Raw genomic sequence first — 15499 nt, 5'->3', positions numbered from 1 at the left:
CGGACGGGTCGGTTGCCGGTCTCGGCCCGGAGTACCCCCGGGGCGAGGGGCACATGCGTGCGGCACCTGGCGGGCCCGTGACGAGTCGCGGGCCGCGGATGCCGCCGCCTCGCGCCCGGCGCGCGCCGCTCCCTCGCCCGTGATCCGCTTCACACCGGCCGAAGCCCGGGCCCGGGCCTTACAGGGCGTAAAGCGACCGAAGAATGGATATGGGTCATACGGCGATACGCGAGGAGTGTCCGACGTGCCCGGATGCCGGGTGCAGCGGCTTCAGGGGAAGGAGCGCGCATGGACGGCCGGCCCTTGCACGTCGGACCGCAGCCGGAACCCTTGTATCTCGAACCGCGGCTGGAGCCCCGGCTGAGGTCGCTCATGGCGGCGCACGGCACGCTGCACTCGCTCATCGACGCGCTCGGCTCACCTCTGCACGTCGTGGTGCCGGACCAGATCGCCGAGAACCTGGAGCGGTTCCGGTCGGTGTACCGGGCGCACCACCTGTCGGGCCAGGTCTTCTACGCCCACAAGGCCAACCGGTCCAGTGCCCTGCTGCGGCGGCTCGCCGCGACGGACGCGGGCGTGGACGTGGCGTCGCTGGGCGAGTTGCAGCACGCGCTGGGTGCCGGGTTCGAGGCCGGCCGGATCACGGCCACGGGGCCGAAGAACCCCGAGTTCCTGTGGCTGGCGGCCCGTGCGGGGGTCACGGTCAGCGTCGACGCCGCCGCCGAACTGGACCAGCTCGCCGCCCTGGTGCGCAAGCACGCGCTCGCGCCGGCGCGGGTGCTGCTGCGGCTGTCGGGCTTCGAGACGTCGGGGGTGAAGGTGCTGAGCCGGCGCAGCCGCTTCGGCACGCCCGTACGGGAGTTGGAGCCGCTGCTGGAGGCGGTCGAGCGGCATGCCGACGCCGTCGATCCGGCGGGGGTGGCCTTCCATCTGGACACGACGAGCGTCGCGGAGAAGGCGACCGCCCTCGAAGGGTGCCTGGCCGCACTGGAGTTGTGCCGGAGCCGGGGGCTGCGGCCGCGGACCGTGGACGTCGGCGGCGGGTTCGGCGTCAGCTATCTCGCCGAGCGGGAGCAGTGGGAGGCGTACACGAGCGGGCTCACCGCGGCCGTGCTCGGCCGGCGTCCGCCGCTGACGTGGGGCGGTCACGGCTACGGGCTGCGCGACGAGTCGGGCACCCTGCGCGGCACGCTCGGCCTCTACCCGGCCCACCGGCCCGTCGCCGGCGCCGCCTACCTGGACGAGCTGCTGACCCAGCCCGCCGCCTCACTGGGCGGGCGCCCGCTGGCCGCGCTGCTGCTGGAGCACCTGTACGACCTGCACACCGAGCCCGGCCGGGCGTTGCTGGACCAATGCGGACTCTCGCTGGCGCGGGTCCTGGAGGTCCGTGGCCAGGAGGCCGGCGGGCCACTGCTCGTCAGGCTGGCCGCCAAGGCGGACGACATCGCCCTGGAGGACCACGGAGTGCTGATGGATCCGGTCGTCCTCCCCCGCGACGGAGCAGGGCCTGACGGGGGGCCCGTCGCCGTGCACCTCTTCGGCAGTCTCTGCCTGGAGAGCGACCTGATCACCCGGCGCACGGTCTTCCTGCCGCGCCGCCCGGAACCCGGCGATCTGCTGGCCTTCGCCAACACCGCGGGCTACGCCATGGACTTCCACGCCACGCGCGCCCAGCACCAGCCCGCCGCCCGCAAGGTCGCGGCCTGGCAGGACGGAGACGCCTGGCGCTGGTGCCTGGACGACCAGTTCTGGCCGATCACGCCCTCGGGGGGAGCTCAGTGAGGTACGACAGCATCACCGACGCGATAGGCAACACCCCTCTGGTGCGGATAGACCCGGCCGTGCACGGCCTTCGCACCATCGACCTGTACGCCAAGCTGGAGATGCTCAACCCCTTCGGCTCGGTCAAGGACCGGGCCGCCTGGAGCATGGCGGGGCCCCTGTTGGCGGAGGCCGTCGAACACGGCAGCCGGGTGGTCGAGTTGTCCAGCGGCAACACGGCCAAAGCCCTCGCGGTCATCGCGGGCATGCACGGCCTGGGCTTCAAGAGCGTCACCAACCGGATGCGGGTGCCGGAGATCAAGGACCTCCTGCTGCTGCTCGGCGCGGAGATCGAGGAGCTGCCGGGGCAGAGCGAGTGCCTCGACCCGACCGCCACGGACGATCCGCTGACCCTGTTCCACCGGACGCTGTCCGCCTCCGGCAGCGTGTATCTGCACACCGACCAGTACTTCAACCCGCGCAACACCGAGGCCCATCTCACCGGCACCGGGCCGGAGATCGTCAAGGACCTGGACGGCCGGGTCCCGGACTGGTTCGTCGCCTGTGTGGGCACCGCCGGTTCCTCCACCGGGGTCGCCCGCGCCCTGCGCGAGGAGGACCCGTCGGTGCGGGTGGTCGGGCTCGTCGCGGCCAAGTCCGACTTCATCCCTGGGATCCGCACCATCGACGAGGTGCAGGAGGTCGGCCTGTTCGACCCGGACACGTACGACACGATGGAGTCGGTCAGCGCCGACGAGGCGATCGAGGGGATGCTCACCCTGAACCGCCGCTGCGGCATCCTCGGCGGGCCCACCGGAGGGGCGGCCTACTTCGGCGCGGTCCGTCATCTGCGGGCACTGGACGAGGAGTCGGAGGAGCGACGGACCGCCGTGTTCATCGTCTGCGACCGGGTGGAGAGCTATCTGAGCTACGTCCGCCGGCGGCGCCCCGATCTGCTGGGCCGGCCACCCCGGAAGAACTCGCCCGCCGACCTGTCCGACACCGAGATCGGCCGGGCGCCGTCGGTCGGCGTGGCCGAAGCCCGGCGCTGGATCGACACCGACCGACCGCTCGTGGTCGACCTGCGCAGCCCGTACGCGTACGCGGCGCTGCACATCGACGGGTCGGTCAACATCGTCGACGAACTGTTCGCCGAACTCGTCCGGGGTGGACTGCCGTTCAGCAAACGCCAGTCGGTGCTGCTGGCCTGCCCGGTCGGTGAGCAGTCCGCGCGCTACACGGCGCTGCTGACCCGGATGGGCCACCCCGACGTGCGCAGCCTGGCCGGCGGCATCATCGCCTGGCGGGACGCGGGCGCGCCCCTGGTGCGGGACTGACCGGCATGACCGCACCGCTCACCCGCGAGGATCCGCACCCGTGGCAGCGGGCGCTGCGCGCCCAGTTCCCCATCGTCACCGGGCATCCGGAGCTGGCGTACCTGGACAGCGCTGCCACGGCGCAGAAACCGCAGGCCGTGCTGGACGCCGTGCAGACGTACCTGACGACGTCCAACGCCAACTCCGCCCGTGGCACCTACACCTGGGCCAACCGGACCACGGAGCTGGTCGAGCGGACCCGTGAGCGCGTCGCCCGGTTCCTCGGGGACGCGCGGCCGGAGCGCTCCGCCGTCCACTTCACCGGCGGTACCACCGAGGGGCTGCGGACCGTCGCCCGCGACTGGCTGCCGGGTTTCCTGCGCGACGGCGACGAGATCGTCGTCCCGGACGCCGACCACCAGGCCAACATCGTGCCGTGGCTGGAGGCCCAGCGGCTGCTCGCCCGCGAGGGCGTGCGCGTGCGGGTGGTGCCGATGCCGTACCAGAGCGGTTCCGGGGACTACGACCACCGGGCGCTGGCCGAACGGGCGGGCCCACGCACCCGGTTCGTCGCCACCACCCATGTGCACCACGTGTACGGCGGCGACATGAACGTGCAGCGCATCCGCGAGGCCGTCGGCCCGGACGCGGTCATCTGCCTGGACGCGGCGCAGAGCGTCGGCCATCTGCCCTTCTCCGTGGCCGAGTTGGACGTGGACTTCGTCGTGTTCTCCGGCCACAAGGCGCTGGCCCTGCCCGGCTCCGGGGCGGTGTGGGCCCGGCAGGCGCGCGGGCCGGCGTTCGTGCCCGGGGGCTGGAGCGGCACGCCCAACACCGTCGGCATCGCCTCACTCGAAGCGGCCCTGGACTGGCTGGAGGCGGCCGGTCTCGACCGGATCGAGCGCTGGACGGCCGATCTCGCGACCCGCCTCACGGAGGGGCTGCGCCGGCTGGACGCCTACGAGGTGCTCGGCTGCCCGCTCAGCCTGGCCGCCGACACGGCCGTGCAGCGCCGCCAGGGCATCGTGACCCTGCGGCACCACGCCATCGACTCGGGCGACCTGGGGTTCATCCTGTTCAGCCATGGGTTCATGGTCCGCTCGGACCACCACTGCCAGGGTGACGCGGGCGAGAAGTCCGGTTCGGTGCGGGTGAGTCTGCACGTGTACAACACCGTTGAGGAGATCGACCGGCTGTTGTCGGTTCTCGCCTCACTCTCCTGACACCCCCGACTATGCGTAATGGGAACCGTTTCCACCTGTAGTCTCTGACCGGCAGGAGTCAGGTGCGATACGGCGAGGTGGCGCAACCGGATGGGGCTGAGTCTGGCGACGGCGCAGCGATGGGTGGAGCGCTGGGAGCTCCAGCAGCAACGGTACGCGGTCGACCGCGAGGAGCGGTTCACGGTGATCGCCGATGTCGTCGAGCACGCCACGGCCGGGTGCGTGGCTCCACCTCTCGTCGTGGACCTCGGCTGCGGGCCCGGCTCCCTCGCGGCCCGGCTGATCCGGCGGCTGCCGGACGCGGAGATCGTGGCCGTGGACCGGGATCCCCTCCTGCTGGAGCTGGGCCGCACCCACCACCCGGACGCGGCCCGTTACGTCGACGCCGAGATCGGCACGCCCGGCTGGACCTGGGCCCTGGATCTGGACCGGCCGCTGGACGCGGCGGTCTCCACCACGGCCCTGCACTACCTCGACCGCGACACCCTGCTCGCGACCTACCGGCAGCTCGCCGTGCTGCTGCGCCCCGGGGGTGTCCTCGTCAACGGCGACCACCTCCCCCAGGACGAGACGGGCCCGGGCGGGATCGCCGCCCACGTCGGGCGGTGCCGGGCAGACCGGCAGCGCGTGTTCGCCCACGAGGACTGGGGCTCCTGGTGGGCGGCGGCCGGCGACGACCCGGAACTGACCGACCTGCTCGCGGAGCGCCGCCGCCGCGCGGCACCCGACACCTGCCGCCCCGCCGAACTCCCGCTCGCCGCCCACCTCGAGCTGCTCCGGCAGGCCGGCTTCGACAAGGCGGGACCGGTGTGGCAGTACGGCGACAGCTGCGTGGTCGTGGCGGTGCGCTAGTAATCCTGAGGGTGAGGAAGGCTTGGGCGGCGGTGACGAGGGTGACGTGGTGGTGCCGGCCGCGCCAGGTGGCCCATCGGCTGACTCGGCGCCGGGCGTCGCCTCACCCCACCAACCGCAACCGCTCCTCGCAGATCCCCACCCGCACCGACTGCCCCCAGGTCAGCTCCACCGCGTCCGTCTCCATCCCGTCCCCGAAGGCGATGAGCCGCTCCGACTCGACGGTGATGTGCAGACCGGACGACGCGGTGAGTTCCCCGGCCACCGACGATGTGCCGGTGGCCGGGGACGGCCAGGCCTCACGTACGAACCACAACAGGCGCGGCTCGGTGGGCGAAGGCAGGGGCCAGTGGCCGCCGCGCTCCTGCCACACCGACCGGATCCACCCGGTCGCCCCGGTGCCCGTGCCCACGAGCACCCCGGAAGAGGCCTGAGCCTCGACGACGCCCCCGTCGCCCTCCAGGCCCAGGCGGTATCGGGCCGTCTGATGTCCGCCGGCTGCCAGGCAGATCTCGTTGAGGGCGACGACCCGCTGGGTGTCGTCGGCGACGGCCTCGACCATGGTGCGTTCCTCGACGCCGACGGAGCGGGAGAGGACCGCCGGAAGCAGAGCGGCCGCGTCGTGCGGGCGGTGCCGGACCAGCACCCCGGGGTTGCGTCCTGGGTCGGTGTCGATGCCCACCACCGGCTGCCCCCCGAGGTACTTGGCGACGTTCGCCACCAGTCCGTCCTGCCCGACCACGACCACCACGTCCTCGGGCGCGAAGAGGAAACGGTGCAGGTCGGCCCGCTCCACCCGTGCCTGACGCCAGGTCAGCGGAACCGCCGAGCCGACCTCGGCCAGCGCCTGTCGCGTCCGGCGGTGCCGCTCGGCGAGCTCCGCGATGTCCCGGCCCCGGGAGGACAGGAAGAAGGCGGCCTGCCCGTGCGTGCCGTGCCGGGCCACCAACTCCTCGTACTCCGTGGTGCGATGGACGAGAACGACCCGGGGTGCGAGGCTCACGCCTGCTCCCGCGCGCCCAGCTTGGCCAGCAGTCCGGTCAGCACGTCCGGTGACACCGTCACGCTCTCGATGCGCGGCAGGTTCTCCGCGAGCCGTGTCCCGGTGAGCGCGTGCAGCGTCGCCACCTCCACCTCCGCGTGGACCCGCAGCCAGGCGGCCTGCGCCTGGGCCCGCGCCTCGCCGAGTTCGCGCGCCCCTTCCGCTTCCGCACGGGACAGCCGTACGGCACGAGCCGCCTCGGCCTCCGCGAGCCGCACCGTCCGCGCCGCCTCCGCCTGTGCCCGTACGGCGTCCGCCGCCGCGTGCTCCTCGGCCTCCCGCCGGGCGTTCGTGCCGCGCTGGTCGACCAACTGCTCCTCGCGGCGGGCGAGTTCGATCTTGCTGGCCAACTCGTTCTCCGCGATGGCCCGTTCCCGTTCCACCGCGAGGGCCCGCCGTCCGTACGTCGCCCGGTCGGCCTCCTGCTGGATCTGTTCACGGGCCGGGGTGCGCAGCGCGCGCTCCACCTCGGGCTCCGGTCGCAGCGCCACCACGCGTACGGCGACCACCTCGATGCCGGTCGCGGGCAGCCGGGGTTCGGCTTCCAGACCGGCTGCGATCCGCTCGCGCACCGAGCTGACGCCGTCGACCAGCGCGGCCGCCAGCGGCGTACGCGCCAGGACGTCCAGCGCGTGCTGCTGGGCCGTCTCGGTGAGGAGTGTGGCGAGCTGCTCCAGCGGCGCGCCCCGCCACACGCCGGTGTCCGGGTCGATGGAGAAGTCGAGGCGGGCGGCGGCGACGGCCGGGTCGTCGATGCGGTAGGTGACCGTCGCCTGCACCGCCACGTCCTGGAAGTCGGACGTACGGGCGTGGAACGTCATCGCCAGTTCCCGGTCGTCGACCGGTATCTCCGACAGCGCGGCGGTCAGCGATCGGAACCAGAAGCTCAGCCCCGGCCCGTCGTGCAGCAGGCGGCCCGCGCGGTGGTGCCGGATGTGAGCCGTCGGTGTGCCACGCAGGTGGCGCAGGCCGAGGCGCCGGGTGATGTCAGCCATGGTTTCCCCTCGCTTTTCGTCTGCTCGACGATAACCAGATGCGATGATTATCGTCAAGGGGACGAAAAAACGGGGCGCGGAACCACGTGAGCGACGGGTCGAAACGCCCTCCGTCGGCCAGGACGGTGGCATGGCACTGCATGTCCACTCCGAGGCCGGGCGGCTGCGCCGCGTCACACGGCACCGGCCGGATCTCGAGCTCAAAAGGCCCCCAGCAACAAGGACGCCCTCCTCTTCGACGACGTGCTCTGAGTGCGCCGGGCGCGCGCCGAGCACGACGGGTTCGCCGACGTGCCGCGGGACCGCGGGGTCGCCGTCCAGCTCTTCGGCGACCTGCTCACCGAGGCCCTGGACGTCCCGGCGGCCCGCTCGCTCGTCCTGGACCGGGTCTTCGACGAGAACCGGCTGCTGTCGAACCACTCTCGCGCCCTCGCCCGGCCTCTCGGTGAGCCGTCGGCGTCTCCTCGTGAGGTGCACCCCGCGGCTCAGCCGGCCGCCCCGGGCCCGGCGCCTCTTCGTGACAGGGACCGCGAATGAGACAGCCACACCGTCGAAACGGCTGTCTGGTTCTCGTTCTTGCCCCTCGTGCCAGCCACGAGGCGTTCACGCTCGCCCGTTTGAATCCAGCGGTGTGTTGCCGCACCGTTGCGTCGCGTGCGCGACATGTGGGTGACGCTGCGTCAGTGGGTCTGCGTTCGGCCGTCTATGCGTTCGAGACCCCCTGGACAGGCTCTGACCTAGCGAAACGACTGGTTCACCATGCGTTGGAGCAACAGCCGGCTGACTACGCTGAGTTTCGGGGGCGCCCTCTCCCATGAAGAACTCTCAAGGCTGAGGAGCACGGACGTGACCGACCTCGTACTGCTCGCGGGCGGCTCGGTGACCATGACCCACCACGTCACCGGCACTTACTTCATGTGCAACGACTGGCACGACGGTGTCGGCAACCACACCCAGACCTGGGCTCAGGACCCGTTCGCCAAGGACAACAACTCCCACCGGTGGTTCCTGCGGCAGAACGCCGACGGCACTGTGCGCATCGAGTCCTACGCCAACCAGCGCTGCCTCACCGCAGGGGCCAACCCGCCCGACATCGTGACCCTCCGAGAATCCACCGACAGCCTCAACCAGCACTGGCGGCTGATCTCCCACAGCGAGCGAGGCAACGACTTCTACCTGGTCTCGGTCGTGCACCCGCGCTACGCCCTGGCCATCGCCGACCATCTCCAGGGCAACGACCGGCTGGTGGGCCTGACCCGCATGTGGGGCGGACCGAACCTCTCCCAGCTCTGGCGGATCTACCCCTCCTCACAGGACCAGTGAGGACTCCCGACCAGCACACCCGCCGCCACGTGCTCAGGATCCTGATGCGTACAGCGGCGGTCGCCGCCCTGGCGCTCGCCCCGATGGCCGTTCCCGCCTCCGCTTCCAGCACCCCCAACGTGGTGCGAGCAGAGATCGACTGCCGTCCGGCCACGTGTGCATCTACCTCGAGATCAACTTCGGCGGCTCGCCCTGGGTGCGGCGCGCCGTGGACGGCAGCGTGAAGGACCTGCGCGGCTACAACCTCAACGACCAGACCCGCTCCCGGAAAATCAACCGCAACGACTGCGGCTGACGCCTCCCCACCCGCCGCTCAGAGGCCCAGTCCGCACGCAGCAGCCAGCCCCGCCCGGCGATCCTCACCGGGCGGGGCTGGCTGCCGCACGGTCGGGAAGGACGGTCCGGCGAACGGTGCCGTTCCGGTACTGGTGATCACTCGATGTGTCCGGTGTCGGGGTCCACCTGTGCGAGGAACTCCCGCACGGCCCCCTCCAGATGCTCCCTGCTAGCGCGCACCGGAGGGTGGGTACTGAACCCGAATCCGTACTGGGGGTCGGGCCCGGTCAGCCACATGAAGTCGTAGGTGCCCGGCTTTCCGTCCAGCTCGCTGACCTCGAACTCCTCGCCGTCCACCGACATCCGCCACGGCTCGTTCGCCGCCATCACCACCTGCTTTCCCCGGCCCCGGGAGACGAGGCGCAGTACGTTCGGATCAGGCCACCGTGAAGTCGGCCGCCTTCGTGTCCAGGGTCGTGTCGCCGTCCTTGGCGGTGACCAGGACGGCCACGTGCCACAGACCCTTCGGGGAGCCTTCGGCGTCGGCGCGGGTGACGGCAACCTTGTAGGTGCACCGCTGGCTGTCCCCGCCCGAAGGCTTGCAGACGGCCGACTCCGCACCGGCCATGTCCTTGGCCGTCAGCCCCTTCGTCGCGAAGGACGAGTTCGCCGGCCAGGCCAGCACCTTCACGCTCTTGACATCAGAGGACGCCGTGACGTCGGTGGTGAAGGCCAGCGAGCCGTCGCCGTCGGCGTCGGGAGCGGTGTAGCGGGCCGTGCTGTGCGCCGGCGCCGGAGACTGCTGGTCCCCGGCGTAGGCGAGAGCGAAGACACCAGCACCTCCGAAGACGACGACACCGGCAGCAACGGACACGACGATACGACGCGACATGAGAAGTTCTCCTGACAGACTCAGCTGGATCCCACCGACGCTCTCGGCGGCGCCGTGCTCCCATGCTGGCCGCGCTGCACGCGCCGGGTATGAGCACACGTACTCAAATGCAGCCTGAGCAACCGCAGTTGCGCCTGCGCACCTACGTCCCGGCCTGACAGGCCGCTTCGGCGATCAGCCGTATGAAACCGGTGCCGACGCGCATCCCCTCCAACTTCCGTTCCGCGATCCACGTCCGGGCAACGCCCCGTCCGCGGGCACGTTCCGCCGCAATCCACACCGAACCCAGAGGCCCTCGCCTCGTTCAAGGACCGCTCAAGGCGTGTCGCCTGTCACCAACGTCCCGGGACAGCACAACCAGGGCCTGTCGTTCGGATCACGCCACAGGAGACTCACGGTACGGGTCGATGCAGGTGAGCGGGGTCTGGTGCGTGCGGCTGCAAGGCGGAGGAGGGCGTCGACTGGGGCCCCTCCCGCGCGAGCGCAGCCGAGCGTGGGGGAGTCGGCAGCCGACGACAACGCGGCAGATGTGCGTGCCGGACCCGGCGTCTGTGGCGTGATCCAAAGCGACAGGTCCTACTCGCCGCTTCACCCGCATGCCCCACACCGGGTGCGGCTGCGGGCGGGCACTCCGACACTTCATGCGGAGACCGCTATCTGTTGACATCGCCATGCCGGTCTCGGCGCAAGCGCCGCAAGCGCCGCGAGCGGCCACGCGCACACGCGAGGAGCCCCCCATGACCACCGCCGAACACTCCACCCACGACAACCACGCGCACACCCATGGCGACGACTGCGGTCATCTCGCCTTCACCCACGGCGACCACACGGACTACGCCCACGACGGCCACATCCACCGGATGCACGAGGGCCACGCCGACGAGTGCGCCACCGCCGGCCACACGGTGCACCGCAACCACGACCACGAGCACGGCGACGCCTGCGGCCATCCGGCCGTGCGGCACGGCGACCACACGGACTACGTGCACGACGGCCACCGCCACGCCGCCCACGAGGGCCACTGGGACGACCACTGACGAGGGCCGCCGAACCCGGGCCGGCGGGTCTCGGGCCAGGCCGTCCCAGTGGACGGTGCGGTCGCCCAGCGCCGGGCTCGCCGTCCAGGAGGACGGTGCCCGAGTGGGGCCGGTGCAGCAGGGCCGCGACCGGCGAGGGTGGACTTGCGGCAGCCGCTGGGGCCCAGCAGAGCGAAAGACTTCGCACCTGAACAGGATCGGCGGGCGTCCCGTAATCAGGACGCCCGCCGAGCGGTTCACCGCCGCGCTCAGGCCCGGGTCAGCTTGATGTCCTGGCCCTGGACCGCGTGGAAGGTGGGCAGCGGCAGGCCGCCGAAGGTGCGCAACTCCATCACGGTGGCCTCGACGTGGGCCGCCCCGGCCGCCAGCACGCCGGACCTGGTCCGGCCCGTGTTCACCCAGCGGTGCTCGGCACCGTCGCACACGGCCCGGGTGCCGCCGATGCCGTGACGGGCCGTGGAGAGGCCCTGGTGCACGGAGGAGCTGACGAAGACCGGGCCGCTGGAGCCGGCGCAGCGGTAGGTACCGGACAGGGTGACGGTGCCGTCGGCGGCGATCCGGCCCACGGCGTCGACCGTCACGGAGCCGGTGGGGGCGAGGGCCGACGCGGTGGCGGGCGCCGCGCCCGCGCCCGTGAGCAGGAGCAGCGCGGCACCGGCCGCCGCGCCGAGAAGGGGACGTACACGCATGAGGGAAACCTCCCGAAAGGGGTGGGATTGCGGCTTCCACTCGTACCCGCCCCACGGGCCCGGCGCCCGTCATCCTCACCCCTTCGGGGGCGCCTTCGCACCGGCCGTCGTGGAACCGTCCCGGGAATGTCCGGGGCGTGTCACGCTTCCCGCCGGGCCGTTCCGGTGAGTCCGGGACGGGAGGATGGTCTGTCTGTACGAGTCGTACGACCCTTCGAGGATGGCCCTACCGACGTGGAGGTGCGCCATGTGTGCCCACCAGCCCCAGTGCCCCGCGACCGACTCCCCCTCCCCCGCCGCGCACATCGTCGCGGCCCGTCCCGAGCAGGGCTGGAGCCTGCTGTGCGACGGGACGGTCGTCTTCGACGACACCGGCGAACTGCTCCCCGACGGGCGCGTGGTGCAGCCCCGCCGGGTGACGGCGGAGGGACTGGCCGCCGCGGCCTGACCCGAGGCCGCTTCCTGGCCACACGACCTTCCCGCTACGGCAGGACCGCGAAGCCGTCCAGTTCCACCATCGCCTCCGCGTCCCACAGCCGGACGACCTGGACGACCGCCATGGCGGGGTAGTCGCGTCCGGCCACCTCACGCCACAGGCGGCCGAGTTCGGGGGCGTGCGCGCGGTACGCCTCGACATCCGTGGCGTAGACGGTGACACGGGCCAGGTCGGACGGTGTGCCGCCGGCCGCGGTGAGGGCGGTCAGCAGGTTGGCGAGGGCCCTTTCGAACTGCTCGGGCAGGGTGCGGCCGACCACCTTGCCGTCTGCGTCGAGGGCGGTCTGGCCGGCCAGGAACACCACCTGCGACCCGGAGGCCACCACGGCGTGGGAGAAGCCGGCCGGCGGGGACAACTCGGGCGGGTTGACGCGCTCGGTGCTCACCGGGCCTCCTGACGGGCGTACAACTCCCTGGCGATGATGCCGCGTTGCACCTCGCTGGCCCCCTCGTAGATGCGCGGGGCGCGCACCTCGCGGTAGAGGTGTTCGAGCAGATGGCCGCGTTGCAGAGCCCGGGCCCCGTGCAGCTGGACGGCCGCGTCGACGACGTACTGCGCGGTTTCGGTGGCGAGCAGTTTCGCCATGGCGGAGCGCCGGGGCACGTCCGGGTCGTCCGCGTCGTACGCCGATGCCGCCGCGTGGACCATCAGCCGGGCCGCCTCCGTGCGCAGGGCCATCTCGGCGACCTGGTGCGCGACGGCTTGCAGGTCCTTCAGCCTTCCCCCGAAGGCGTCCCGTCCTGCGGTGTGGGCGAGGGTCGCGTCGAGGGCCGCATGCGCCATGCCGATGGCGAACGCGCCGACGCTGGGACGGAACAGGTTGAGCGTCCCCATGGCGACCCGGAAGCCGCGGCCGGCCTCGCCGAGCACGTCGTCGGCCGTCACGGGCACGGCGTCGAAGTCGAGTGCGCCGATCGGGTGCGGCGAGAGCATGTCGAGAGCGCGGCCGGTCAGGCCCGGGCGGTCGGCGGGCACGAGGAAGGCCGTGACGCCACGGGCCCCGGCACCCGGGGTGGTGCGGGCGAAGACGGTGTAGAAGTCGGCCTCGGGGGCGTTGGAGATCCAGCACTTCTCACCGGTGAGACGCCAGCGGGCGGAGCCGTCGGGGGCGGCGGTCAGGGCAGTGCCCTCTGATGCGCGGCCGTCCTGCGAGGCGGCGTCCGCCTCCCCCCGCAGCGCCGCATCCGATGCCCGGCCACTCCGCAGATCACCGTCGGCCTCCACACGCATCGCCCGCGCCACCGCGTCCGACGACCGGCCACCCCGCAGTCCGGTGTCCGCCTCCACCCGCAGCGCCGCATCCGATGCCCGGCCACTCCGCAGATCACCGTCGGCCTCCACCCGCATCGCCCGCACCACCGCGTCCGACGACCGGCCACCCCGCAGTCCGGTGTCCGCCTCCACCCGCAGCGCCGCATCCGATGCCCGGCCACTCCGCAGGTCACCGTCCGCCTCCGCCCGGAGTTCCAGCGATGCCGCGTCCGATCCCGCGCCCGGCTCGCTCAGCGCGAAGGCCGCGATCGCCGTGCCGGCGGTCACCCGGGGGAGCCAGTGGTCGCGTTGGGCCCGCGTGCCGTACGCGTGGACCGGGTGGGCGCCGAGGCCCTGGAGGGCCAGGGCCGTCTCGGCCTCCGTGCAGGCGTAGGCCAGGGACTCGCGCATCAGGCACAGGTCGAGCGCGCCCGAGGTGAACAGGCGTCCGAGCAGCCCGAGGCTGCCCAGTTCGGCCACCAGGGGGCGGTTCACCCGCCCCGGTTCGCCCTTGTCGGCCAGCGGGCGGAGCCGCTCCGCGGCCAGGGCGCGCAGTTCGGCGCACCAGGCGAGTTGTGCCGGTTCGAGCGAGAATGCGGTCATCGCCGGTCCCTTCTCCGCCACCCTGCGTTCCGGCTGGGCCACTCCGAGGCTATCGCGGACCGTTGACTGCCGTCACCAACACGATACGCTCCAGGGGCGAGCCCACCACGCCAAGGGGGCGAACCGTATGAATCCACGGGGCACGGCCCACGTCGACACCTTCGCCCGGGACCATCTGCCACCCCCGGACCAATGGCCCGAGCTCCGCTTCGACTTGCCGGAGCTGCACTACCCCGAACGGCTCAACTGCGCCGTCGAACTGCTGACCGGCCCGCCCGACGACCGCCCGGCCTTCCTCACCGCCACCGGCGAGCGGTGGACGTACGGCGATCTGCGCGCCCGCGTCGACCGCGTCGCCCATCTGCTCACCGGCGAACTCGGTGTCGTCCCCGGCAACAGAGTGCTGCTGCGCGGCCCCACCACCCCGTGGCTCGCGGCCTGCTGGCTGGCGGTGCTGAAGGCGGGGGCCGTGGCGGTGACGGTGCTGGCCCAGCAGCGCGCGCACGAGCTGAGCACGATGTGCGAGATCGCCCGCGTGCGGCACGCCCTGTGCGACATCCGGGCCGTCGACGACCTCGCCAAGGCCGAGATCCCGGGCCTGCGGATCACGACCTACGGCGGTGACGCCCCGGACGACCTCCTGAACCGCCCGACGCCCGCCACACCGTACGCGGCCGTGGCGACGGCGGCCGACGACGTGGCGCTGATCGCCTTCACCTCCGGCACCACCGGCCGCCCCAAGGGCTGCATGCACGTCCACCGGGACGTCCTGGCGATCGCCGACACCTTCTCGCGGCACGTGCTGAAGCCCGGCCCCGACGACGTGTTCACGGGCAGCCCCCCACTGGGTTTCACCTTCGGCCTCGGCGGCCTGGTGGTCTTCCCCTTGCGGGCCGGGGCGAGTGCGCTGCTGCTCGAACAGGCCGGGCCCCGGCAGCTGCTGCCCGCCATCGCCCGGCACCGGGTCTCCGTGCTGTTCACCGCCCCGACGGCGTACCGCGCCATGCTCGACGAACTCGACGGACACGACGTCTCCTCCCTGCGCCGCTGTGTCTCGGCCGGCGAGAACCTGCCCGCGGCGACCTGGCGGGCCTGGCACGAGCGCACGGGCCTGCGCGTCATCAACGGCATCGGCGCCACCGAGCTGCTGCACATCTTCATCTCCGCGGCCGACGACCGGATCCGGCCAGGGACCACGGGCGTGCCCGTGCCGGGCTGGCACGCGCGCGTGCAGGACGCCGACGGCCGACCCGTGCCCGACGGGCAGCCGGGCCTGCTCGCCGTGCGCGGCCCGGTCGGCTGCCGTTACCTCGCCGACCCGAGGCAGCGGGACTACGTGCGCGGTGGCTGGAACGTCACCGGCGACACCTACGTCCGCGATCCCCACGGCTACTTCCGCTACGTCGCCCGCGCCGACGACATGATCATCTCGGCCGGGTACAACATCGCGGGCCCCGAGGTGGAGGACGCGCTGCTGCGGCACCCGGACGTGGTCGAGGCGGCGGTCGTGGGCCGGCCCGACGAGGCCCGCGGACAGGTCGTGCTGGCCTTCGCCGTCCTCAAGGAGGGCGCGGAACGCGACGCCGAGGCGCTGCGCTCCTTCGTGAAGAGCGAGCTGGCGCCGTACAAGTGCCCGCGGGAGATCGTCTTCATGGACGCGCTGCCCCGCACGGCCACCGGCAAGCTCCAGCGGTTCAGGCTGCGCGCCCCGGGGGTACCGGAACGCGACCGGGAATGATCCGT

At 72.3% G+C, this 15499-nt stretch carries 16 protein-coding genes and 1 pseudogene; 10 read left to right on the top strand and 7 right to left on the bottom strand.

The features are described from left to right. The first annotated feature begins 288 nt into the window (after positions 1 to 288). The 4 genes from ACZ7EG_RS21270 (at position 289) to ACZ7EG_RS21255 (ending at position 5152) form a co-directional block, all read left to right on the top strand. Positions 289 to 1782, top strand: a complete 1494-nt coding sequence (locus ACZ7EG_RS21270; RefSeq protein ID WP_471080932.1) for a Y4yA family PLP-dependent enzyme — start codon at positions 289 to 291, stop codon at positions 1780 to 1782. Beyond that, entirely contained in the window at positions 1779 to 3098 is a 1320-nt protein-coding gene (locus ACZ7EG_RS21265) for a pyridoxal-phosphate dependent enzyme (RefSeq protein WP_471080929.1), read from the top strand. Before ACZ7EG_RS21270 ends, ACZ7EG_RS21265 begins: the two co-directional genes overlap by 4 nt. 5 nt (positions 3099 to 3103) lie before the next feature. Beyond that, a complete protein-coding gene (locus ACZ7EG_RS21260) occupies positions 3104 to 4300 on the top strand; it encodes an aminotransferase class V-fold PLP-dependent enzyme (RefSeq protein ID WP_471080925.1) in 1197 nt (398 codons plus the stop codon). A gap of 90 nt (positions 4301 to 4390) precedes the next feature. Continuing rightward, positions 4391 to 5152 (top strand): class I SAM-dependent methyltransferase, encoded by a 762-nt coding sequence (locus ACZ7EG_RS21255; RefSeq protein ID WP_471080922.1) that lies wholly within the window; start codon positions 4391 to 4393, stop codon positions 5150 to 5152. Positions 5153 to 5255: 103 nt separating this feature from the next. On the opposite strand, the gene ACZ7EG_RS21250 is transcribed toward ACZ7EG_RS21255, so the two are convergent. Both ACZ7EG_RS21250 and ACZ7EG_RS21245 read right to left on the bottom strand, forming a co-directional pair. Next, positions 5256 to 6155, bottom strand: coding sequence for an NAD(+)/NADH kinase (locus ACZ7EG_RS21250; protein ID WP_471080919.1), 900 nt, complete (start codon positions 6153 to 6155; stop codon positions 5256 to 5258). Beyond that, positions 6152 to 7189 carry an SPFH domain-containing protein gene (locus ACZ7EG_RS21245; protein WP_471080916.1) on the bottom strand — a complete coding sequence of 346 codons (1038 nt, stop codon included), beginning with the start codon at positions 7187 to 7189 and terminating at the stop codon, positions 6152 to 6154. Before ACZ7EG_RS21245 ends, ACZ7EG_RS21250 begins: the two co-directional genes overlap by 4 nt. A gap of 130 nt (positions 7190 to 7319) precedes the next feature. Between ACZ7EG_RS21245 and ACZ7EG_RS21240 the strand changes: the two are divergent. From ACZ7EG_RS21240 to ACZ7EG_RS21230, 3 genes and pseudogenes are all read left to right on the top strand, one after another. Continuing rightward, positions 7320 to 7618: pseudogene (locus ACZ7EG_RS21240) on the top strand (arginine deiminase family protein); the annotation flags it as partial. Positions 7619 to 8035: 417 nt separating this feature from the next. Beyond that, positions 8036 to 8512, top strand: a complete 477-nt coding sequence (locus tag ACZ7EG_RS21235) for an RICIN domain-containing protein (protein ID WP_471080914.1) — start codon at positions 8036 to 8038, stop codon at positions 8510 to 8512. Between the two features lie 154 nt (positions 8513 to 8666). Further along, positions 8667 to 8807, top strand: a complete 141-nt coding sequence (locus tag ACZ7EG_RS21230; RefSeq protein WP_471080911.1) for a hypothetical protein — start codon at positions 8667 to 8669, stop codon at positions 8805 to 8807. Positions 8808 to 8944: 137 nt separating this feature from the next. Here ACZ7EG_RS21230 and ACZ7EG_RS21225 read toward each other — a convergent pair whose 3' ends face one another. Continuing rightward, positions 8945 to 9175 (bottom strand): hypothetical protein, encoded by a 231-nt coding sequence (locus ACZ7EG_RS21225; RefSeq protein WP_471080908.1) that lies wholly within the window; start codon positions 9173 to 9175, stop codon positions 8945 to 8947. A 49-nt stretch (positions 9176 to 9224) separates the two neighbouring features. Next, entirely contained in the window at positions 9225 to 9680 is a 456-nt protein-coding gene (locus ACZ7EG_RS21220; protein ID WP_471080905.1) for a DUF5707 domain-containing protein, read from the bottom strand. Between the two features lie 737 nt (positions 9681 to 10417). On the opposite strand from ACZ7EG_RS21220, the gene ACZ7EG_RS21215 reads away from it, so the two are divergent. After that, entirely contained in the window at positions 10418 to 10717 is a 300-nt protein-coding gene (locus tag ACZ7EG_RS21215; protein ID WP_471080903.1) for a hypothetical protein, read from the top strand. A gap of 248 nt (positions 10718 to 10965) precedes the next feature. On the opposite strand, the gene ACZ7EG_RS21210 is transcribed toward ACZ7EG_RS21215, so the two are convergent. Further along, positions 10966 to 11406 (bottom strand): DUF6299 family protein, encoded by a 441-nt coding sequence (locus tag ACZ7EG_RS21210; RefSeq protein ID WP_471080900.1) that lies wholly within the window; start codon positions 11404 to 11406, stop codon positions 10966 to 10968. A gap of 247 nt (positions 11407 to 11653) precedes the next feature. On the opposite strand from ACZ7EG_RS21210, the gene ACZ7EG_RS21205 reads away from it, so the two are divergent. Next, positions 11654 to 11854 carry a DUF5999 family protein gene (locus tag ACZ7EG_RS21205; RefSeq protein ID WP_471080897.1) on the top strand — a complete coding sequence of 67 codons (201 nt, stop codon included), beginning with the start codon at positions 11654 to 11656 and terminating at the stop codon, positions 11852 to 11854. Positions 11855 to 11888: 34 nt separating this feature from the next. On the opposite strand, the gene ACZ7EG_RS21200 is transcribed toward ACZ7EG_RS21205, so the two are convergent. Continuing rightward, positions 11889 to 12287, bottom strand: a complete 399-nt coding sequence (locus tag ACZ7EG_RS21200) for a RidA family protein (RefSeq protein WP_471080894.1) — start codon at positions 12285 to 12287, stop codon at positions 11889 to 11891. Further along, positions 12284 to 13756 (bottom strand): acyl-CoA dehydrogenase family protein, encoded by a 1473-nt coding sequence (locus tag ACZ7EG_RS21195; RefSeq protein WP_471080891.1) that lies wholly within the window; start codon positions 13754 to 13756, stop codon positions 12284 to 12286. The genes ACZ7EG_RS21200 and ACZ7EG_RS21195 overlap by 4 nt, the downstream gene beginning before the upstream one ends. A 127-nt stretch (positions 13757 to 13883) precedes the next feature. Here ACZ7EG_RS21195 and ACZ7EG_RS21190 point away from each other — a divergent pair, with 127 nt between their 5' ends. Beyond that, positions 13884 to 15494, top strand: coding sequence for an AMP-binding protein (locus tag ACZ7EG_RS21190; RefSeq protein WP_471080888.1), 1611 nt, complete (start codon positions 13884 to 13886; stop codon positions 15492 to 15494). Positions 15495 to 15499: the final 5 nt, after the last annotated feature.

The organism is Streptomyces sp. NPDC037100 (assembly GCF_055606225.1).
Note: the sequence above shows the minus strand (reverse complement) of the source record. Positions and strands in the feature narration are given on the sequence as shown.